24 protein-coding genes are annotated in these 20,104 nt (G+C 66.6%); 9 read left to right on the top strand and 15 right to left on the bottom strand.

Going from position 1 to position 20,104, the window contains the following annotated elements; genetic code table 11:
• Positions 1-240: 240 nt before the first annotated feature.
• A complete protein-coding gene (locus ACHMXE_RS09485; protein ID WP_395345822.1) occupies positions 241-849 on the bottom strand; it encodes a MarR family winged helix-turn-helix transcriptional regulator in 609 nt (202 codons plus the stop codon).
• A gap of 129 nt (positions 850-978) precedes the next feature.
• Between ACHMXE_RS09485 and ACHMXE_RS09480 the strand changes: the two genes are divergently transcribed.
• Positions 979-2,247, top strand: a complete 1,269-nt coding sequence (locus tag ACHMXE_RS09480) for an ATP-binding protein (protein ID WP_395345821.1) — start codon at positions 979-981, stop codon at positions 2,245-2,247.
• Complete coding sequence (locus ACHMXE_RS09475; RefSeq protein WP_395345820.1) at positions 2,244-3,971, top strand: hypothetical protein; 1,728 nt, start codon at positions 2,244-2,246, stop codon at positions 3,969-3,971. Before ACHMXE_RS09480 ends, ACHMXE_RS09475 begins: the two co-directional genes overlap by 4 nt.
• 48 nt (positions 3,972-4,019) lie before the next feature.
• Here ACHMXE_RS09475 and ACHMXE_RS09470 read toward each other — a convergent pair whose 3' ends face one another.
• The 3 genes from ACHMXE_RS09470 to ACHMXE_RS09460 all read right to left on the bottom strand — a co-directional run bounded on the left by ACHMXE_RS09470 (position 4,020) and on the right by ACHMXE_RS09460 (position 6,613).
• Positions 4,020-4,640, bottom strand: coding sequence for a response regulator transcription factor (locus ACHMXE_RS09470; protein WP_203207732.1), 621 nt, complete (start codon positions 4,638-4,640; stop codon positions 4,020-4,022).
• A 77-nt stretch (positions 4,641-4,717) separates the two neighbouring features.
• On the bottom strand, positions 4,718-5,530 hold the full coding sequence (locus ACHMXE_RS09465) for a response regulator transcription factor (protein ID WP_203207733.1): 813 nt from the start codon (positions 5,528-5,530) through the stop codon (positions 4,718-4,720).
• 300 nt (positions 5,531-5,830) lie between these two features.
• The gene (locus ACHMXE_RS09460; protein ID WP_203207734.1) at positions 5,831-6,613 is read right to left on the bottom strand and encodes an SDR family oxidoreductase; all 783 of its coding nucleotides are present in this window, start codon (positions 6,611-6,613) and stop codon (positions 5,831-5,833) included.
• A gap of 425 nt (positions 6,614-7,038) precedes the next feature.
• On the opposite strand from ACHMXE_RS09460, the gene ACHMXE_RS09455 reads away from it, so the two are divergent.
• On the top strand, positions 7,039-7,950 hold the full coding sequence (locus ACHMXE_RS09455) for a LysR family transcriptional regulator (protein WP_203207736.1): 912 nt from the start codon (positions 7,039-7,041) through the stop codon (positions 7,948-7,950).
• A gap of 100 nt (positions 7,951-8,050) precedes the next feature.
• On the opposite strand, the gene ACHMXE_RS09450 is transcribed toward ACHMXE_RS09455, so the two are convergent.
• From ACHMXE_RS09450 to ACHMXE_RS09435, 4 genes are all read right to left on the bottom strand, one after another.
• Entirely contained in the window at positions 8,051-8,815 is a 765-nt protein-coding gene (locus tag ACHMXE_RS09450; RefSeq protein ID WP_203207737.1) for an alpha/beta fold hydrolase, read from the bottom strand.
• Between the two features lie 53 nt (positions 8,816-8,868).
• Entirely contained in the window at positions 8,869-9,402 is a 534-nt protein-coding gene (locus tag ACHMXE_RS09445; RefSeq protein WP_203207738.1) for a hypothetical protein, read from the bottom strand.
• A 198-nt stretch (positions 9,403-9,600) separates the two neighbouring features.
• The gene (locus tag ACHMXE_RS09440) at positions 9,601-9,978 is read right to left on the bottom strand and encodes a DoxX family protein (protein WP_209547582.1); all 378 of its coding nucleotides are present in this window, start codon (positions 9,976-9,978) and stop codon (positions 9,601-9,603) included.
• Between the two features lie 64 nt (positions 9,979-10,042).
• Complete coding sequence (locus tag ACHMXE_RS09435; protein WP_209547583.1) at positions 10,043-10,417, bottom strand: hypothetical protein; 375 nt, start codon at positions 10,415-10,417, stop codon at positions 10,043-10,045.
• Between the two features lie 188 nt (positions 10,418-10,605).
• Between ACHMXE_RS09435 and ACHMXE_RS09430 the strand changes: the two genes are divergently transcribed.
• Both ACHMXE_RS09430 and ACHMXE_RS09425 read left to right on the top strand, forming a co-directional pair.
• Positions 10,606-11,061: a MarR family winged helix-turn-helix transcriptional regulator gene (locus ACHMXE_RS09430; protein ID WP_203207741.1), complete on the top strand. Its 456-nt coding sequence runs from the start codon at positions 10,606-10,608 to the stop codon at positions 11,059-11,061.
• A 197-nt stretch (positions 11,062-11,258) separates the two neighbouring features.
• Positions 11,259-11,489 (top strand): hypothetical protein, encoded by a 231-nt coding sequence (locus ACHMXE_RS09425; protein WP_203207742.1) that lies wholly within the window; start codon positions 11,259-11,261, stop codon positions 11,487-11,489.
• A gap of 25 nt (positions 11,490-11,514) precedes the next feature.
• Here ACHMXE_RS09425 and ACHMXE_RS09420 read toward each other — a convergent pair whose 3' ends face one another.
• The gene (locus tag ACHMXE_RS09420; protein WP_395345819.1) at positions 11,515-11,724 is read right to left on the bottom strand and encodes a hypothetical protein; all 210 of its coding nucleotides are present in this window, start codon (positions 11,722-11,724) and stop codon (positions 11,515-11,517) included.
• Between the two features lie 350 nt (positions 11,725-12,074).
• Positions 12,075-12,947 (bottom strand): MFS transporter, encoded by an 873-nt coding sequence (locus ACHMXE_RS09415; protein ID WP_395345818.1) that lies wholly within the window; start codon positions 12,945-12,947, stop codon positions 12,075-12,077.
• A gap of 476 nt (positions 12,948-13,423) precedes the next feature.
• Here ACHMXE_RS09415 and ACHMXE_RS09410 point away from each other — a divergent pair, with 476 nt between their 5' ends.
• Entirely contained in the window at positions 13,424-13,789 is a 366-nt protein-coding gene (locus ACHMXE_RS09410; protein WP_395345817.1) for a LysR family transcriptional regulator, read from the top strand.
• On the top strand, positions 13,786-14,322 hold the full coding sequence (locus ACHMXE_RS09405) for a LysR substrate-binding domain-containing protein (RefSeq protein WP_395345816.1): 537 nt from the start codon (positions 13,786-13,788) through the stop codon (positions 14,320-14,322). Before ACHMXE_RS09410 ends, ACHMXE_RS09405 begins: the two co-directional genes overlap by 4 nt.
• A 20-nt stretch (positions 14,323-14,342) precedes the next feature.
• Here the strand turns inward: ACHMXE_RS09405 and ACHMXE_RS09400 are convergent, their stop codons facing one another.
• Entirely contained in the window at positions 14,343-15,161 is an 819-nt protein-coding gene (locus ACHMXE_RS09400) for a helix-turn-helix domain-containing protein (RefSeq protein WP_395345815.1), read from the bottom strand.
• 299 nt (positions 15,162-15,460) lie between these two features.
• Between ACHMXE_RS09400 and ACHMXE_RS09395 the strand changes: the two genes are divergently transcribed.
• Entirely contained in the window at positions 15,461-16,282 is an 822-nt protein-coding gene (locus ACHMXE_RS09395; protein WP_395345814.1) for a LysR family transcriptional regulator, read from the top strand.
• Positions 16,283-16,473: 191 nt separating this feature from the next.
• Here ACHMXE_RS09395 and ACHMXE_RS09390 read toward each other — a convergent pair whose 3' ends face one another.
• Both ACHMXE_RS09390 and ACHMXE_RS09385 read right to left on the bottom strand, forming a co-directional pair.
• The gene (locus tag ACHMXE_RS09390) at positions 16,474-17,088 is read right to left on the bottom strand and encodes a hypothetical protein (protein ID WP_395345813.1); all 615 of its coding nucleotides are present in this window, start codon (positions 17,086-17,088) and stop codon (positions 16,474-16,476) included.
• The gene (locus ACHMXE_RS09385) at positions 17,052-18,464 is read right to left on the bottom strand and encodes a hypothetical protein (protein ID WP_395345812.1); all 1,413 of its coding nucleotides are present in this window, start codon (positions 18,462-18,464) and stop codon (positions 17,052-17,054) included. Before ACHMXE_RS09385 ends, ACHMXE_RS09390 begins: the two co-directional genes overlap by 37 nt.
• A 120-nt stretch (positions 18,465-18,584) precedes the next feature.
• On the opposite strand from ACHMXE_RS09385, the gene ACHMXE_RS09380 reads away from it, so the two are divergent.
• Positions 18,585-19,193: a hypothetical protein gene (locus ACHMXE_RS09380; RefSeq protein ID WP_203207749.1), complete on the top strand. Its 609-nt coding sequence runs from the start codon at positions 18,585-18,587 to the stop codon at positions 19,191-19,193.
• Here ACHMXE_RS09380 and ACHMXE_RS09375 read toward each other — a convergent pair.
• Positions 19,183-19,347, bottom strand: a complete 165-nt coding sequence (locus tag ACHMXE_RS09375; RefSeq protein ID WP_395345811.1) for a hypothetical protein — start codon at positions 19,345-19,347, stop codon at positions 19,183-19,185. The two genes, ACHMXE_RS09380 and ACHMXE_RS09375, sit on opposite strands and share 11 nt — an antisense overlap.
• A gap of 76 nt (positions 19,348-19,423) precedes the next feature.
• The gene (locus ACHMXE_RS09370; RefSeq protein WP_395345810.1) at positions 19,424-20,101 is read right to left on the bottom strand and encodes a LysR family transcriptional regulator; all 678 of its coding nucleotides are present in this window, start codon (positions 20,099-20,101) and stop codon (positions 19,424-19,426) included.
• Positions 20,102-20,104: the final 3 nt, after the last annotated feature.

Genomic DNA, 20,104 nt, shown 5'->3' with positions numbered 1-20,104 from the left:
AGTCGACGGGGTCCCCCAGCGTTGATCTCTCAGTTGTCTTGGCCATTCCGATTTCTCGAGCGTGCGATCCCCAAAGCGATGGATTGCCGTCAGGAACCCCAGCTCCTGACGCAACGGATGCGGCGAGTCACGGCAGCGTCCCGCGCAAATGGCAGTCTAGGAAGGGTGCGCCGTGCACGCCTCTACCAGAAGCAGGGGATGGATGGCAGATGCGCGAAAACCGGCTGGCGGCCCTCGAGCTCAATGCGATTCGGGCGCGAGAAGGCAGGCCTCGAACAGGCGCAGACCTGCCTCGAGTGCGCCGAGCCCCCCGGCAATGCGGGAGAACGGCGCCATCCGGTCGTTGAACTGCATCTGCAGGTTGGCGAGGATCTTGTCGACGCTTTGCTTGCCGTGGGGAGTCAGACGGATCAGGTAGCCGCGGCGGTCCTTCGGGTCCGGTTCGCGCGCCGCGAGGTCGCGCTTGACGAGTTGATCGAGGCGGTACGTCGCCGTGCCCGAGGTCACGCTGTACATCTTGAGGATGTCGCTGGGACGGAGCACGTAAGGGTCACCGATGCGCCGCAGGGCCATCAGCAGGATGAATTCATGGTGCTTGATGCCGAAGGCGTCGCACTGCTCGATGATGAACTTGTCGATCACCATGCCGATCCGGCGGATGCGCATACCCATCAGGATGCCATCGACACCATCGGGCGGAAGCTCGCCGCGCCATTGTTCGACGAGCACATCCGCGTTGCCCCATATGGGATGAAGGTTCGCCGCGCCTGCCGCGGGTTGCTCTAGCGCATAGGCGTTCATCAACCGGGTGTTCTCCTCCGATTCAGTGGGGACATGCGCGTTTTTCATGGGTGACAGACCAACATAACCTTAAAATTTAAGATACTTGAAAATTCGTTATACCACTGTCTAAAATACTTGCAAGCATCGCGACGCGAGCAGCTGCAGGCGTCAACCCACTCTCGATGGAACATGCAGATGGACCGTTTGCTTCAAAGGCCCGCCGCTGACTCGCTCCATAGACGGCCCCTGTCGGGCTCGCCGTGGTTAAGCGATACAGCGCTGCAGCCGGTAAGCCCGGCCGTAGACAGTCTCGATGCCGCGGAGCCCGCGTCCGCCGCGGCCATCGCGCAGGCAGGAGTCCGTTTCAGTTTCGATCGGTTCCAGGTTCACCCTGAGCAGCGGGCGTTGCTGGAAGAGGGTCGCCCCCTGCGCCTTGGAAGCCGCGCCTTCGATCTGCTGGTTGCGCTGTGCCGGCGCCCCGGCTCGATCGTTTCCACCCAGGAACTGCTGGCCGCCGCCTGGCCGAACCAGATCGTTGACGAAAGCAGCGTGCGGGTCCACATCGCGACGCTGCGAAAGGCGTTGGGAGACGGCCAGGCGGGCAAGCGCTACATCACGAACGTGCCGCTGCGCGGCTACTGTCTCGTGGCGCCGGTCGAAATCGCCGGCGATGCGAACCCGGAAGCGGCAACACCGCCGGTTCCTCGCGAGATCGTCAGGCCGAACGTCGACGCAGGGCTGTGCGCGCCGCCGCATGCCCATGGCCTGATCGGACGCAATCAGGAGAGCGATGAGCTGATGCAGCGCCTGCGGGAATATCGCTGCGTCACCCTCGTCGGCGCGGGAGGCATCGGCAAGACCAGCGTTGCCTTGCCCGTGGCACGGCGTTTCGCGGACGTCGAAGGCGCTGCGGTGGTGATCGTCGAGCTCGGTGCCCTGTCGCATCCGGACCTGGTCCCGATGACCATCGCCTCGTCGCTGGGGCTGATCATTTCGGACGGCCAGCCGCCGCTGCTCGCCATCGCGGCATTCCTGCGCGGCAAGGGCCGCCAGCTGATCGTGCTGGACAACTGCGAGCACGTCATCGATTGCGTCGCGACGGTCGCGGAGCACATCCTGGCGCAAGTGCCGGAAGTCCACTTGCTCGCGACCAGCCGGGAATCGCTTCGGATCCATGGCGAATCGGTGCAGCGCCTCGAATCCTTGTCGCTGCCGCCACCGGCGATGCAGAGCCGGGCGGCCGATGCCCTCCAGTACTCCGCCGTCCAGTTGTTCGTCAAGCGCGCGTCCGCGAACACCAGCACGTTCTCGATGGGCGACGCAGAGGCTCCGCTCGTCTGCGGCATCTGTCGCCGTCTCGACGGCATTCCCCTGGCCATCGAACTCGCGGCGGGTGCCATCGAGGCGGTCGGGTTGCGGGGACTCGTCGAACGACTGGGGGACGGTTGGGAAATCGCCTCGTGATGACGGGACGCGGGCGCCGCACCGCCTTGCCCCGCCATCAAACGCTGCGCGCCACGCTGGACTGGAGCTTCGGACTCCTGCCGCTCGAAGAGCAGGAGCTCCTGGTTCACCTGTCGATCTTCCGGGGCGTGTTCACCCATGCGGCAGCGTCGGCGGTATTCGACCGCCCGCTCGAATCGATGGACGCCTGCCTCGCCGCACTCGTGAGCAAGTCGCTCGTCGTGAGCGAACAGAGCAACGACATGGTGGTCTACCGTCTGCTCGAAACCACGAGGGAGTACGCGGCGGAGCGCCTGGCCGCGAGCGCCGAGGCCAACGACGCCGCGACGCGCCACGCCAGGTACCTGCTGTCGGCCCTGCGGGCGGATGCGTCGGACTGCGCAAGGCTCACCGCCTCCAGCGAACTCGCAGGCCTCGCTCGTGGCGTCGAGGACTTGCGCGCGGCGATCCATTGGGCTTTCGACGCCGAGGAAACCCGGGACCTCGCTATCTCCCTGGTGGCATGGTCGGGGCCGCTCTGGTTCTCGTTGTCCATGCTGTCGGAATACAGAAAACTGGCCGATCGCGCGCTCGAGGCGCTCGATACGGGCAAGCCAAGCGCTGTGAGCGCCGAAGAGGAGATGCGACTGTGCGAGACGCTGGGACATGCGATCTGGCATACCCACGGCGGCGGCGCGGCAATGCAGAAGACATTCAGCCGAGCGCTGGCCATTGCCGACCGCCTCCAGGCAACCTCCTACCAGTTGCGCTGTCGCTGGGGCCTGTGGCTGGTGTGCAATGCCGAAGCGGACTACACCGGTTCTCGACGGCAGGCCGAGCAATTCGGCGAGATCGCGGTCGCCGGCGCCACCCCGGCGGTGCAATACACCTACGAGCGCATGATGGCGCTCGGTACGCACTTCGAAGGCGATCAAGCCCGGGCGAAGGAATTCGCGACGCGCGTGTTGAAGCAGCCGCTGGTTCTGGAACAGACCCTGCGCGGCACCGGCTTTCACTTCGATCAGCGGGTCGCGGGACTCACCGTGATGGCTCGCATCCTGTGGCTGCAAGGGAACGCAGAACAGGCACTCGACCACGCTCGTGCCGCGGTCCGGGAAGCATTGGCCATCGACCATGCGCTGTCGCTGTGCTACGCAATTGCCATCGGAGCAGCTCCCGTTGTCTTGTGGTGCGGGGATATGGAGCAGGCCCGCGAGTGGGTCGACCTGCTGCATCGAACCGCCCATGGGCGCTCACTGCATTTCTGGAAGTCGTTCGGCGAGGGCTACCAACAATTGCTGGAGATGACGGATCGGACGCAGTCCGGCGCCGATGTGCGCTCCGGGCCCGCCATCCTCAGCACGTCCTTGCACGAGACCTTGTGCACCGTTCAACCGGCGTTCTTCGACGAAGCCTTGCTCGAGCGCGCCACGACCGGACAATCCGGCTGGTGCACCCCGGAGCTTCTTCGCATCCAGGGCGAGCGCCAACGCGAGGGCGGCTCGCCCATCGAAGCGCTCGAAACTTTCCGCAAGAGCCTCGAACTTGCACGTGCCCAGCACTCGCACGCGTGGATCTTGCGCAGCAGCACCAGTCTCGCGCGCCTGCTGGGGGAATGCGGCCGATCGGCGGAGGGCGTTGCTCTGCTCGACAGCACATTGAGCCGATTCGAGGAAGGCTTCGCCACGCCCGACCTGCAGCTCGCCACTCGATGCCTGGAGACTCTGCGCCGCCAGCCCGAGTGAGCCCTTCGATGGCCTCGCGCCCGGACCCGGTCCGCGCGATCGCAGCGGTCAATGCAGGACACGGAAGTCGAGGTTCACCAAACCTCTTTGCGCAGCGACACTGACCGCATGCGTGCGGCTGTTCACGCCGAGCTTGGTCATGATCGCGTTGACATGGGTCTTGACGGTGCCCACGGCAATGCCCAGGCGGCACGCAATCACCTTGTTGCCGTGCCCCGCGGAGAGAAGGTTCAGCACTTGCGCCTCGCGCGCCGTGAGCGCCTCGCGCGTGATGCTGTCGGCCATGCGTCGGGCCAGATCCAAGCCGACGAAGCTCTTTCCTTCGGCCACCGTGCGCACCGCGTCGAGCAGTTCCTCTACGCGCGTACACGTCAGAAGGTAGCCATGGACGCCGCTTTGAAGCGCATGCCGCACCACTTGCTCCCGATCCTGCGTGGTCAGCACCAACAACCGGGTCATCGCCTGCGGCCTTGCAAGCTCGCGGTTGGACTGCGCCAGTCGCAGCCCGGTCGAGTAGTCGCAGATCACCAGGCTTGGCGTGTCCTCGAGGTCATCGCAGATCTCGAACTCAGGGTTGGCTCGAAGCGCTGCGGCCAGCCCCGCGGCGACGACGGCATCCGCGTGCTGCACACGGACACGGGTGCGATGGGCATGGATCGAGGTGAACATCATGGATTCCCAGTGGGTTCTAGCGAGGGCGGCATCGACGGAGCGGTCCGCTGAATCGGTGCCTTCTACGAAACGGATCAAGCAATGTGCGCATAGGCCTGCGACAGGCCGACGAGCCCCCGCTGCGCCGCAACGCTCACCACCTGCGTGCGGCTGCCGGCGCTCATCTTCTTCATGATCGCGTTGACGTGCGCCTTCACCGTGGCGACGGAAATTCCAAGCTGGCGCGCGATGAGCTTGTTGCACCGCCCGCCACTGAGGCCGTCGAGCACGTCCGTCTCGCGAGGCGTCAGGGACGCATAGGAAAGGCTTTCGGCCACGCGGTGAGCCACGGCCGCGCTCAGGTAGCGCTGGCCCGCGGCGACCGACCAGACCGCCTGTTCGACTTCTGTGGTCGAGGGACCTGGCACGACGTACCCATGAACGCCTTGGGAGAGCGCTTGCCGGACATGACGTTCGCTCATGTGTTCGGTGAAGACGAGCACACGAAGCATGGATGCCTTGGGCGCAGACTGCGGGGCAGCCATGACGGCCATGGCCGTATCGAAATCGCAGACCAGAACCTCGCAGCGCTGCTGCAGTTCACCCAGCTCCACGCCGGCCTGGATGGCGAGACCGGGCTGCGCGTCCAGTGTTGCTCTGAGGCCGAGTTCCACGATCGGTTCGTGATGCCAGACGCCAACCCGAAGGGGCACGCTCTTGTGCAAAGCTTCCATCAAGATCTCCAGTTCTTGCCACGGACGGGACTGTCTGTGGATGGACGCTATCGTGATCGCGGCGAAGTCTGTGAGCCAGTAATGCGTTGTTAAACGTTGGGAAGGCCGGGAGTTCACGTCCTGTGAACTCTTCTTGGGCGGTCCGGCAATGACGGCGAGGATGGTGTGCGCCACGCCCGTCGGGTGGCAACGCCAACGCTGCGCCACCCGGCTGTGCGAGACGCTGCGTCGATCGGCGTGGGGAGCGGTGTGGCTGGCGGTCGCGCCGCGGCTCGGCGCCTTGGTGCAGGGCCCGCCCTGGCAGGACGCGGGCGCTCGCCGGCCGGGCTGCCGGCAAGCAGCAACAGCTCCGACGCGCGGAGCTGCGAATTCATCGTTCGCATCACGACGCGATGCGACGCGCAAGCCACGCAAGCCGCGACCTGCTCATGGCGGGGGTCGGCCAGCCCTCCGGACTGGCCGCGCAGGCGATTGCTACAGGGTAGAGACGGTGCCACCGTCGATGCGGTACTCCGACCCGGCGGACGATGCCGAGCGCGGCGACGCCAGGAACACGATCAGGTCGGCCACCTCTTCCGGCGTGGCGGGCCTGCCGACTGGGATGCCTCCGAGCGCATCCATGATGATCTTCTTGCCACCGCCGTAGTCGGTGCCCGCGTCGGCGGCCACGCGTTCCGCGAACGCGACGGAGGCCTCCGTCTCGATCCAGCCCGGTGCGACGCTGAGCACCCGCACCCCCTTGGGCGTCACCTCCTTCGACAACGACTTGCTGTAAGTCGTGAGCGCACCCTTGGCCGCGGCGTAGGCGGTGGTGGACGCGGGCAGCGGCAGCAGGCGCTGGATGGAGCTGACATGAACGATGACACCCGAGCCTTGCGCAAGCATCGACGGCAGCAGCGCACGGTCCAGGCGCACGGCCGGCATGAGGTTCAGATTCAGTTCGGCGAACCAATGCTCGTCACTGATGGCCGCGAAGCCGCCGCCCGGCGTGCTCGAGCCGCCAAGCACATTGATCACGATGTCGACACCGCCCCATTCTTCAAGGACGGATTCGGCGAGGCGTTTCACGCCATCGGCGGTCATCAGGTCGGCGAGGACGTACGAAACGCCTTCCACCGGTGCGGCCGGTGCCTTGCGCGCGGAAGTCGCCACCCGGGCGCCGGCATCCACGAGGGCACGCACGACCGCGGCGCCAAGGCCCAGGGTGCCGCCGGTGACGACTGCCCGAAGGCCATCCAGTTTGAGATCGAAGCTCATACGGCAATCTCCAGGTTTGCGATCAGGCCGCGCTCGAGGCGGAAGAAGAACTTGAGGTCGATCGGGCTGCCGCGAAAGTTGCCGGCCACGTGGGCCTGCACCCTGGTGGACACCGTCGACCAACTCCGAGGAGAAGGGGTCGGTCGTGCAGGTGTACTTGGCGTCGGCTGCTTCCTTCCACGCCCTGATGGCGTCGCGACCGATGTACGTGTGGCCGTCATCCTTCACGACGGCCTTGGGGGTGAAGCATTGCGCGACGCTGTCGGGCCCTTGCGGGTCCGCCGCGAAGTAGGCGGCGATGGGTTCGGGAAGAGTGGGAGAGGTCATGGTGTGCTGCTTGGTTGGGACAGGTCGAAGGATGCGCCCGCGTGTCCCTTTAGAGAATCTCCTAGAATCCGAACGGCTCATGTAGAGAAAAGCACATAATGCGAGGCTCCGACTTTGCCGAACTCAAGGCTTTCATCGCCGTCGTCGAGAGGCAAAGCTTTGCCCGTGCAGCGGAGCACCTGGGTCTGTCGCCGTCGGCGCTGAGCCAGACCATCCGACAGCTCGAGTCGCGCATCGGCGCGCGCCTGTTGAACCGCACCACACGCAGCGTCGCTCCATCGGCCAGCGGCGAACAGCTCTATCGACGCGTAGCCCCGCTGTTCCGCGAGATGGCCGACGCGGTGGCCGAGGCCAGCGACGCCACCGGGCAGATGAGCGGGACCCTGCGCATCAACACCCTCGGGATCGCTGCAAGAGAAATCATCGGGCCGCGACTCGGCCGCTTCCATCGCGCGCATCCGGACGTCGTGCTCGACATCGTCGTGGACGATGCGCTGGCCGATATCGTCACGGGCCGTTTCGATGCCGGGATTCGCGTGGGTGGACAGCTCGAGAAGGACATGGTGGCCGTCCGCCTGACGCCCGATTTGAAGATGGTGGCCGTGGCCTCCCCGGACTACCTGGCGCGCCATGGCACGCCGAAGTCACCTCATGATCTGCACGGCCATCGGTGCATCAACTGGCGACTCCGGATGGACGGGAGGCTCTACCGATGGGAGTTCGAAAAACGCGGCAAGCGACTCGAGGTTGCCGTGGAAGGTCCCGTCGTCACCAATCACGCCGACATCGGCGTGGCGGCGGCGCTCGACGGACTGGGTATCGCCTATCACTTCGAGCTCGATCAGGTGGGCGATTGGCTGGCGCAGGGACGGCTGGTCCAGGTGCTCGCCGACTGGTCCATCTCGCGCCCGGGGTTGTTTCTCTACTACTCGAACCGGCAGCACCGCCCCGCGCTGCTGGGCTCGTTCATCGACTGCCTGCTGGACCGGGAGCCGTCCGGCGAGATCTAGCGGGGTACGCATGCGGTTGCATGGGCTTGATACAGAAGCGTCAGGCCCACAGGGGCGGAGCGCGGCAATTGCAGAGCGCTCGCCCTGTGGCGATACGCCACTATTTGGTCTGACCGACGGCGTCCAGAATCACCTTCGCGACACGAGCGGGCTGCGATTGTTGCGGTACATGGCTGGCATTCAGGGTCGTGACGCGAGCACCGATCTTCTTCGCGAGGTCGTGCTGCAGCGCCGGTTGAATCATGCGGTCCGCGCTCGCGACGATGTACCACGACGGCTTGGTCTTCCAAGCAGCCACGTTGATCTTCTGCTCGAACGACTTCCCGAGGATCGGCCCCTGGGTCGCGGTCATCACCGAGGTGGTGGCTGCCGGAAGGTCTTGGGCGAAATACTTCGCGATGCCCTCCTTCGTCATCGTCAGGAAGCCGGAAGCGTCGGCCGTGATATGCGCGGTGCCGGGGGGCGTCGGATATCCCTTTCCGAGCTCGGCGGAGGTCTGACCCGCATCGGGTGCGAATGCGGCGACATACACCAGCGACGACACCTTCTCGTTCGCGCCGGCCTCGGTGATGACCGAGCCACCCCAGGAGTGACCGACCAGGACAACCTTGCCGGGCTGCGCGTCGATGGCGCGTTTCGCAGCGGCCACGTCGTCCTCGAGCGAGGTCAGCGGGTTCTGCACCGCGACCACGTTCAGGCCCTTGGCCTGGAGCAGCGGGATCACCTTGGCCCAGTCGGACCCGTCGGCGAACGCACCGTGGACGATGACCACGCTCGGCTTTTCGGTTGCGCTGGCGACCGATGTGAGCGCGAGGCTCGCGACGATGGCGGCGGAGGCGAACTTGATGTTTTGAACGGCTTTCATGACTGTCTTTCGGAATGGAATTTGGGGAGGTGTTCGAGGAGGTTGGGTTCGGCTCACTGTGCCGCGGCGAGATTCTTCAGAGCCAGTCGATGCTCGGCGCGCACAGCAGCGAACCTGGCGGGCATGCGCTGCGCGGGAGTGAGGCCATCTTCGCTGCCCGTGGGTGCGTCCCCTAGGCGTTTTGCCAGTTCGAATTCCTCGGCAACCAGCTGGCGAGTTTTTCCTTGCACCGGCAAGCGTGCGGGATAGCGATGGGGAGCGAGCTCGGCGGCGCTGAGCATGAGCACGCCGTGGTCGACGATGGCACCCGATCGCACCGCCTCCACGAACTCCATCTTGACCTGGCCACGCGATACCCCGGACCATTCGGCTCGGGACCCGCAGCGCTCACGTCGGATCTCGCACTCGGTGAGGCCGATTTCGCCTGCAATGATGATGTCGCCGTTGCGGATCGATTGCGCCGTTTCGGCACGCACATGTTCTCGCTTGAGGCTTTGCGACTGGGCCCACGTGGCGACACCCAGCAGGCATGCGATCGTGGCGGCGCTGCGGAAAGTTCGGTTTGACTTCATGACGTTGACTTCCAAAGAGGGTTGTAAGAAGAAGGACACAGGTCTGTGTGAGCCTGTGCCTGAAGTTTCACTTTGCGTGTGCTTCTCTACATCGTCCTCGCGCAGGGGACCGCGCTGGGCTGCAGGCATGTAGGCGCCCTCGAACTCGAGGCAAGCCCCGATCTCGGCAAAAAGTTATACGCCGGGGCTGCGCGGTCCGATCCATCGATCACCTCATCTGTCGCCACGATGTTGCGATTGCGTATCCCGGACCGGCACGAAGACGCGGCGGACGGCCCGGTTTCGAAGGTACAGAGAAAGCCACGCGCCGCCCCCCAACAGCAGGCACACCAGTTGGGGCGGCGATCCGATTTCGCCCAGACGCAGATGGGTACAGATCGCTCCACCCAGGAACCCGGTCAGCAGCACCGCGCCAAGCACGCTGGTGACGGGAATCACGAACAAGGCGATGCACACGACGAGAACGCCTCCAATGACCGCGCAAAGAGCCTGGGGGAACCCCGTTCTCTGCATGTTCTCGGCCAGGAGCTCGGGGGCGAAGAGGCATACCCCCGCATCGATCGACAGAATCAGGACGACGAGGGCGCCCACGACGCGCCCGGTCCACGCAGCGGCAGGCGACGGACGGTGAGATTCGCAATGCATGTCGACGGCATCAATAAGCCGGGACGCCTGCCTTGGAAGCCGCCTGATCGACGGCCGGCCTCGCCTGGCCACCGAAGTCCGTCGGGATCCGGCTGTTGAAGAACGCGCCGGCGCGGAGGTTCTGGTTCGCCGCGCGTGCCCGTGTTCGGGCTTCCATCTCCACCTCCGCGCGATCGCGCGGCGAGATCAAGGCTGTTGCCACGCCCGACGACGCACCTTCGGCGTAAGGATTCGAGGCGCGCGTTGCGGCACGCGCCTCGGCCTGCACGACGTGACGACTCTGGTTCGATTCATGACGCAGGACGCCCTGATATTCCTCTGCAGCCGCCTGAGAGGCGGCGCCGGCGAAGAGGGGCATGGCAAGGATGACGATGGCTTTTTTCATGGATGTAGAGGGATCGAAGGTCTGGAAAACGAACTGGCACGGATACGTGCGACATTCGCAATGATTTGATATCGCAATCTTTGTTATCGCGATATGTATTTGAGCATTGCTTGCTTTTTCTTGTCAAGCCATTATTTGCCGCGATAATGAATCGCTGTAAAACTCACGATCAGGCTCGAGGAGCGACCATGGCGGACCCAGCCCCCCTTCCTCTGGACGAACATCTGTGCTTCACGCTGTACGGTGCAGGCATTGCCATCAATCGGACTTACAAGCCGATGCTGGACGAGTTCGGGATCACCTACCCTCAGTACCTGGTCCTGAATGCGCTATGGGAGAGCGGTAGCTTGACCATCGGCGCCCTCGCGGCCCGGCTGGCCCTCGAATCAAGCACCATCACGCCGCTGGTGAAGCGCCTGGAACTCAACGGTTTTGTGGAACGGCAGCGCAGCGTCGCAGACGAGCGGCAGGTGCACGTTTCGGTGACCGAGCAGGGCCGCGATCTCCAGAAGAAAACGAGTTGCTTGACCGAAACCTTGGGCTCTCGGTCCGGAATGACGGCCGAAGAACTGGCGATCCTCAACGCGCAAGTCCGCAGACTTCGCGACGCGTTGCAAGAATCGGCGGCCCGCGCCGGCCTGTGAGTGGTCATCGGCGCGAGCGGATGGAGGGTTGCCCGAGCCGCTAATGCGCAGTGGGCGATCTGGCTCGCCCGGCCCTGAGGTCCTGTGCGCCGCGCAGCGCCGGTCGAGGTGGTTTTCCCGGACTTTTTTCACGCTTTCGCAAGTATCCATGCAACGTGGGTGCATCCGATGCCATGGCGTGCGGCGTACGCCATGTAATGAAAAAGACCGATGTTTTGGCCACCTCCATGGCAATGGCAAGGGATGGACTGGCCCTCAACCCCTCCGACGCGTTCGAATTCATCGCGGAACTCATCGCCAAGGAAAACCCGGCCTGGGATTCCTACGATCGAAAGGTGGAACGCCTGCTCAAGCTGGGCGCCTGCATCTGGAGCCTGCGGCGCGACCTGATCACGCCCTCGCCCGCGCACCAGCCGCCCGCGCGCTGAGGCTCGTCGCGCTCGCGCGAACGGACTATTCGGGAGGCGGGCCGCCCGGGTCGAAGGAGGGCGCGGCGCCCGAGGCCCAGAGGTCCATGAACCGCCGATTCGCCTCGAGCTTGAGTTCGGCCAGTTCGTTGAGCGCGCTCAGCGGGGCGCCGGGGCCGAGCTCGCGCAAGGTGTCGTGGAGGGCGGTCTCGGACGCAGCCCATGCAGCGTAGAGATCCTCGTCGAATGGCGGCATCGTGGTCTCCTTTGCATTCGTGCACGCGACGTGCGAGCGCACGTCGACCGCTTCTCAATGCTAAAGCGCTACATGTCGGATCGACTCCCCGAGCCGGCACTTTCAGCTCCTCCAAAAGGAGGATGTGCCGATGCGCTCAGCAGGGTCTTGTTTGGTATGCGCACGAGGAGCCTGTCCCACGGCGCCTGTTTTGCGCGATGGCGGCTTGCCAGCCTTCGCTCGCGGGCGTTCGCTGGTGGCGGAGGAACGGCCACAGATCGCCAACCTGCAACCAGACCGAGGAGCGCAGCGTAGGTCACTTCAAGCTGCCATCGGCCTGGTGCCCCCCTTGTCTGCGCCCCCGAAGACTCCTAGGGCAATGGCGAGAGAACCTCCGCGCGAGCCCGTGCGTTGCGAAGCCGCTCGCTGACGAATGCCGTGACGACGGCCAGCGCGATGAACCCCGCCGCGGCGGCGCCGAGGTTCGCGAGCCATCCATGACCCACCATGGCGCCCCCCAGGCTCGCGCCCACGGCCTGGCCGATGTAGATCGAGGAGGTGTTCAACGCGATGGACGCGGCGGTCAGCGAGGGCGCCTCGGCGGCCAGCCGCCCCTGCTGCATGGAATTGGTCGAGGCGAAACCCAGGCCCCACACCACCAGTCCGGCCGTCACCGCCAGCTGGGAGCCCATGCCGTCGTGCAGCAGCACCATACCGCTCAGGATGGCGAACAGGCTGAGCACGCAGGTGCGGAACACGCCGAGGCTCGAAACGAGGCGGGTGGCCAGCATGTTCCCGGCGATGCTCATCAGCCCGAACAGCGTGAGCTCCAACGTGATGCGCAGTCCCGACGCACCCGTCAAGGCGGCGAGGAAGGGACGCAGGTAGGTGAAGAGCAGGAACTGGCCGGCCCCCGCGAACACGGTCACCAGCAGGATCGCCAGCAGGACCCGCGACCCGGCGATCGCCTTCCAGCTGGCGAACGACACCCGCGCACCGACCAGCCGCGCCGGCACGCCCCTGGCAAGGACCGCACTAGTGCACAGGCCCAGCGCAGCCAGCGCGAAGTCGGCCTGGCGCCAACCGAGGGACGAGGCCAGGGCCGAGATCAACGGCACGCCGACCGCGAGCGCGAGCGACCAGCCGAGGAATGCCGTCGCGATCGCGGCGGGGCGCGCGCGACCTTCGACAACGAGCGTGATCGTGCCTGCCGCCTGCGGCGTGAAGATGGCGGCGACCGCCATCGTGACCACGCGCACCGCGAGCAGAACCTCCAGGAGCTGCTCATCGCCGCGACGGCCTGCGCGGCCGACACGAAGACGATCGTGGCCACGAGCAGCGTGCGCCGGTCGATCCCGCTCGTGAGCCAGGTCATCAGCGGTGAACTGATGCACAGCACCACCGCGCCGGCCGACATCAGCAACCCGGCCGCTCCCAGCCCGATCTCGAAATGATGGGCGAGCTCCACCAGCATCCCCGCCGGTGCGAGCACCACCGAACCGGTGATGAAGTTGCCGAGCATGAGCGCGTACACCGTGCGGGCGACGCCCCGGTTCGCGCCGGGCGCGGCGTGTGAATCGCCATCGGCATGGATCGTTTCGCCTTGCGGACGCATGTGAAGCTCCTCGAGAGGTCTCTGGATGAAGGGCGCAGAGTTCTCTCGACGCTGCTCGTAGCGTAGGGACGAGGCGGCACGGGCGGTAGCCGCTATCCTTGCACAATGGCTGATAGAAAACGCACAGAGGTCGACTGGCAGGACGTGCGCGTCTTCCTCGCCCTGGGCCGCTACCGAAGCCTGTCGGCCGCGGCCCGGGCGCTGCAGGTCAATCACGCAACGATCGCGCGGCGCCTCCAGTCGCTCGAGGACAGCATGGGCGAAAAAGCTCGTGGAGCGCAGGCCCGACGGATACGTTCTGACGCCCGCGGGCGAAGAGGCCCTGCACGCGGCCACGGACATGGAAGCCGCTGCGCAGCGGCTCACGCGGACCGGTCGCAACGAGGACGAGGACCTGCGCGGGGTGGTGCGCATCGAACGCACCGCCGGCACTCGGCCATGCCTTCCTCGCGACACAACTGGCCAGGGTGACGGCGATCCATCCAGGCCTCGACGTCGACTTGGCGACGGACCTGCAGACCGTCAGCCTGGACCGCCGGAAGGCGGACATCGCGGTACGCATCGGCAGGCCCTCGGATGGCGACCTGATCGCCAAGCCCGTCGGCAAGCTGGTGTTCGGCTTCTACGGCGACGAGGCGCAATGCGAACGCGTGGAACGACAGGGGCTGGCCCCCGTCTTCGTCAGCGTCGACGAGCCGCACTCGAACATGCCCGAGGCCCTCTGGCTGGCGCAGCACTTTCCGCGCTCGCGCATCGCCCTGCGCGCGGAGAACCACATCCTGCAGGCCACCGCGGCCAAGGCCGGTGCCGGCCTGGCCCTGCTGCCGCACTACATCGGACGGCAAGTGCCCGAACTGCGGCCCTGCGCGCTGGCGCCGCTGCCGCCGTCGAAGGAGATCTGCCTGCTCATCCGTGGCCAGGATCGGCACGCGGGCCCGGTCCGTGCCGTGATGCGCCACCTGGTCGACGCCTTCAAGGAGAACCGGGCGCTGTTCAGCGCCTGAAGCGCCTTGCGCGAACGCCTTCAGCGCGCCGACTGCGCATGCGCGCGCGGCGACGTCCCCAACACGCGCTTGTAGGCCCGGGCCAGGATCGCGCCCGTGGAGTACCCGACCCGGTCGGCCGCCTCGTCGAGCGACATCCGCTGCTCGCGCAGCAGGCGTGCCGCCGCCTGCACGCGCCAGCGCGCGAGGTAGCCCATGGGCGGAACGCCGGTGTGTTGCTGGAACCGGGTCGCGAAGGTGGTCCTCGCCATGTGGCACAGGCCGGCGAGCGATGCCATGGTCCACGGGTGCTCCGGCCGCGTGTGCATGGCGTGCAGGGCGGGAAGCAGGCGGGCGTCGCGCCGCGCGCCGGCTGGCAGGGGTTCGCCATGGCGCTCATGGCCCTCATGACGCTCATGGCGCAGTTGCTCGAGCACGACGTGCCGGATCAGCGCATTCACGGCCTCCGTCATGCCCACGCCACGGCCGCCCTCGGCGACGTTGGACAGCCAATGCAGCAGGTCGGTCATCGGCACGAGCCAGGGCAAGGCATCGCTGCGCCGCCGCAGATGGACCACCTCGGGCAGCCGCGCGAGCAGCGGCTCCGCCTGCAGGCGTTCGCTCCAGAAGAAGCTGCCGCTGACCACCGTGGCCCGCTCCGGCTCCTCGCGAGCGGTGCCGCCGGTGGCGGCCTCGAGGTCGACGGCGTAGGTCAGGCCCGCGCGCGCCGATCGATGCGCGACGATGGCGGCGAAGGGCAATGGCGTCGCATGGGGCGTGTCGAACAGGCGATGGGCGCCGCCGCGCGGGAGAAACAGCACGTCGCCATGTTCCACCTGGAGCGGCGCGCCACCGTGCATGCGGAACTGGCAGGGCTGGCCCAGAAGACGTACAGCGGTGCGCGCCGGCGGTCTTCGATGCCGACCGCGAAGCCCGTGCCCAGGCGAACCTGGAAGTGAAGGATCGGATCGAAGCGCCAGGACTCGACACATGCGTGATGGCTCGCGGCGCCCTGCGACCGCGGGCGCGAGAAGGATGGCTGATTCATCGGATGAGGGGATCGTCGTTGCAGTGGAATGCCCGTCGCCGCTTCGGCACCCCGCACTCTAGGAAAGCGCGCGGCGCCAGGGAATTTCGATTTTTGTGATACCGTTTTTGAATGACCAGGCCCATCAGCGTCCGGCAGCTCCAATGCTTTCTCGCCGTGGCGCAGGAGCGCAGCTTCCGGCGCGCCGCCGAGCGGCTGTCCATCACGCAGCCGCCGTTGTCGCGCCAGATCGCGGAGCTGGAAACGGCACTCGGCGTTCGCCTCTTCGACCGCAACACGCATGGCGTGCGGCTGACGCCGGTGGGCGAGGTGGCGCTGCGCCGCTTCTCGTCGCTCATGGGGGAGTTCGACGCGGCGGTCGCGCATGTGGCGCAGGCCTCCCATCAATTGCCGCGCCTGCGGCTGGGCGTGCTGAACTGGGTGCAGCTGGACGGCCTCGCGGCCATGGAGCACGGCCTGGTCGAAGGCGGCCATGCCAGCGGTGTGGACGCGCGCACCACCACGACCATCGCCGCGATGTCGGCGCTGCGTAAGAACGACCTCGACGCGGCCATCGTGCTCTGGCCGGCCTCGATGCATCGCCTGCGCGGCGACCTGGTCGGCGAGGTGCCCCTGATGGCCTTCGTGCCCGCCACGTCGGCGCTCGCGCGCAAGCGCGCCATCCCCGTGCGCGAACTGGAGGCGCTGCCGCCCTTCTTTCGCTTCGCTCGCGCCGAGAACGCGCGCATGTATGACGAGTTCACGCGGCAATACGCCTCGCATGGCTTCGTCCCCTCGCAGGAGGCGGGAGGCCCCGATGCACTGCACGTGTTCGCGCAGATCGGATCGGGTCGCGGATGCACCTGCCTGCCCGCCCCGTTCTCGCTGCACCGCTATGCCGGCGTGCAGCCCGGCCGCTGCGCGAGCGGATCATGGTGCCGCTCGTGCTGCTGACCTCCCTGCGCCTCGCCCAGGAATACCACGACGTTTTGGCGGCCATGGCGACCGACATGCTGAGAGCGGCGCGGCCGGCATCTCGGTGATGCCTCAGTTGCCCACCTTGTCGTCGAAGGCCGGCGAGACCTGCATCGCGCCCCACTGGAACCGGAGGCTCATCCCGTTGTTCGACGGTTCCTGCCTGTCGGTCACGCCCGCGGCGGCATCGAGCTCGGGCCGAGCGCGATATAGGACGCATAGGGGAAGCGCTCGTCGTGCGGCCAGTTCGGGCTGCCGTCGTAGAAGTAGTCCGAGAGCTGGAACCAGATCTGCAGCTCGCTCTGCGTGACCCGGTCCCTGGCCTGCAGGGTCATCTTCGACTTGCCGAAGGTGCCGCCGATGTGAAGGCGCTTCTGCAAAGCGTCGAGGCGGGCATAGACCGCATCCGAGAACGGCGTGAGCGCGTCGTAGTCGACGAAGGGCCGCATCGCGAGCGCGCCCGATCCCGAATGCGCCTGGATGATCTCGTCGCCCTGCACGCACCGGCCGCTCGCCGCCCACTGGCCCTGGGTGTCGTCGGCGGGAACGATCACGAGATTGTTGTTCTTCAGCGGGCCATCGACCTCCTCGCGCCGCGCCTGCATGTCGGCGCGCAGGTGCAGGTCCACATTCACGTCGGCCAGGAAGGTGGCGCCCGCGCAGCTCCTGTCGACCCGCTTGCTCTGGTAGGTGACGCGGCCCTGCCAGGAGCCGAGCTGGCGCGGATTGCTGCGCAGCTCCTTGGCCGTCACCACGACCTCGCCGTGCGTCGCGTTGGCGAGCACCGCCTTGATCTGCGTCGACGACCACGTGGCGTTGACCGGCACCCGTCCACCGTCACCCGGCCCGGTTCGTCGCCGAAATCGCCATGCACCACCAGCAGGTTGCCGGCCTTCATCTCGAGGTGGGTGATCACCGGCGCCAGCTTGGTGAAGAGATCGCCATCGACGCGGATGAAGGCATCGGGCGTGATGTGGCCGTCGTCGTCCTCCACGCCCGGTGCCGACATCAGGCCGCGCTTCTGCAGATAGGCCATCACGTCCTGGAAGACGAAGGAGCGGTTCGGCACGGCCACGGGCTCGTACTGGTTGACGCCGGCCATGCGGTCGACGAGCAGGCCGATGGCGGGGTAGCCGTTGGGGTTGGAGCTGCCGTCCCAGCCGACGATCGAACCCGCGCCGCTCGCCTTCAATGCGCTGCGGAAGTTCGCCGACTCGGCATTGCCGCTGTTGCACGAAAAGGTGATGACCAGCGCGTTCGGTGCGAACTTCAGATAGCGGCGCACGAACTTGTCGGTGAACGAGAGCTTCGGCGGATTGCCCTTGCCCAGCGCCTGCCAGATGGTCCGCTCGCGGTGGTAGATGAGGTTGCCTTCCTCGAGGTCCTTGCGGTGCACCGCGTCGTTGAGCACGGTGGCGAAGTCGTCGAGCATCACGGCGAACTCCTTCTGCACACCGGGCCCGTACATGGCCGAATGCGAGTTGAAGTACAGGAAGCCGACATCGCCCACGGCCTTGACGTTCGCCACCGTCATCGCCTGGCGCGTCACGCTGTAGCCGCGCTCGGTCAGCGCCTTCTTCATCGAACGCACCAGCGGCTCGCCGAAGCGGAACTCGTTCGGATGGGGCGCGGGCGCGCCGGAATGGACGAGCAGCACGGCCTTCGTGCTACCCGGGATGGCACGCACGACCGACGACACCGGGGTCGCGCCGGCGGAACGCAGGCCGGCGCGCTGCTCTTCTTCTTCGTCGGGCGCGGGCTCCGGCTCGGGCTGGTTCTTCGGCACGCGCCAGTTGTCGGAGAACAGGTAGTAGCGCCCGTCCTTGAAGCGGGCCCAGAGGCTGGCATCGCCGACGCCGGCATCGTCGAATTCGGCCTGCGCGACGGTCCATGCGCGCAGCGCTTCCCACTGCTCGGGCGTGGCGTTCTTGCGCCCGCCGGTGATGGTTTCGAACTGGTCCGCGAGGCGATCCATCGCATTCAGGCGGGCCACGCTGGCGGCCTCGCCTTCGATCGGCGGCGGCGCGTCACCGCCCCCCGAGGGATCGCCGCCCGATGGAATTCCGCCGGGAAAGAAACCGTTGCCGCCGCTGCCGCCGCCACCGCAAGCGCCCAACGTCACGGCAAGGCACAGGAACGCGGCGAAGAGGAAACGCCGCACGCAAAAAGATCGTTGCATAGACTCAATCGAGGGGGAAAGAACGCTCCGCCCCGGCGCGCTCGCGGGGCAAGAAGGAGGAGATCTTCGCGAGCCCCCGAGGATCGACCACAGCCAACACGCGTGAAAACACAGCCCGACGTTCGCAAGGAACGCCACGGGCGCCTTGATTTACCTGTTTTCGGGGATTGGTTCGCCGGCCGGTGCTCCCTAGCATCGCTCGTTTTCCTGACCCTGCCCCGGGCTCGCCACGTCGTGCCGCCGGGCCCATCGATTCATGCAGCGGCACACGCCCGTCCCCGTTTCGCCAACCCGTGGCACCGATTCGTTCCGGGCGGACGGCTGCGTACCTTCTCGATCGACGCGTCGACGGTGGCCTTGAAGCAGACCGCGTTGACCCTGGCCATGGAGGGCTTCGAAGCCGCATTGGCCTCCCTGGCCATCGACGGAAGGGGACGCATGCTCAGCCTGGTCGACACGACCAACGACGTGCAGCAGACGCGCGCGATCACCGATACGACCACCGGCACACTGGGGACCCCGTTTGCGATCCGGGGCCTGCGCGGCCCCATCGCCACGGCCTTCGATTCTTCGCGCGAGGGCGTGAACCATCTCGTGGATTCTTCCAATCTCTACCGCCGCACCATCGACCCCGTCGCAGCCAGCTACACCAACACATCGACCGTCACCCTCGCGCCGACGATCAAGGCCATGGTGCTGCTCAATCGCTGAGGGTCTGGCGCAGTGATGCCGCGGGCGAGTCCCCGGCGCTCGACGTCAGGAAGTCGAGGAACGCCCGCAGCGCCGCGCTCTTGTGGTCGCGGTGCGCGTAGGTCGCATAGAGCCAGATCGTCGGCGGCATCGCATCTTTCAGCACGGGCACCAAGGCACCGAACCCAGGTGCGCGCGCGCCAGCACCTCGGGCACGCAGGTGACGCCGAGCCCCTTCACCGCCAGCGCGATCAGTGGCGCGGCATCGTCCGCATCGAGGCGGCTGCGCACGGCACGTAGTGGGTCTTGCCGTCGACCAGGAAGGGCAGCCGGGATGAAGCGTCCCACAGCGAGTAGGTCAGCACGTCGTGCCGGGCCAGGTCCTCGGGCTTCGACGGCATGCCCCTGCGCGCCCAGTAGCGCGGCGACGCGCACAGCACCAGCGGCACCGGCCGCAGCTTGCGCACCACGACGTCCCGGGCCTCGATGGGCCCGATGCGCAGAGCGACATCGATGCCGCCCATCACCAGGTCGTCGTCGCGATTGCTCAGGTGGATGCTCACGTGCACGTCGGGGTGGTCGGCGATGAAGTCCTCGATCTGCCAGCCCAGCTGGCTCAGCGACAGGCCGTGCGGCGCCGCGACCCGCAGCCGCCCGCGCGGATGCGCCGCGAAGTCCGACAACTCCGTGCTCAGCTCCCGCAGCAGGCCGAACAGCGGCACCAGCCGCCGCGCGAGCGTCTCGCCGGCGTCGGTCGGCGTGACCGAACGCGTCGAGCGGTTGAGCAGCCGCACACCCACGCCCTTCTCGAGCTGGGCCACGATCTTGGTGACGCTGGCCTTCGAGATGCCCAATGCGACGGCCGCGCGCGTGAAGCTCTTGCGGGCGACGACTTCGCCGTAGACCTTGAGCTGCTGCAGGTCCTCCATGGC

The sequence above is a fragment of the Variovorax sp. UC122_21 genome (assembly GCF_044056785.1).
Classification (GTDB): domain Bacteria; phylum Pseudomonadota; class Gammaproteobacteria; order Burkholderiales; family Burkholderiaceae_C; genus Variovorax.
This window is presented reverse-complemented; position numbering and strand designations above follow the sequence as displayed.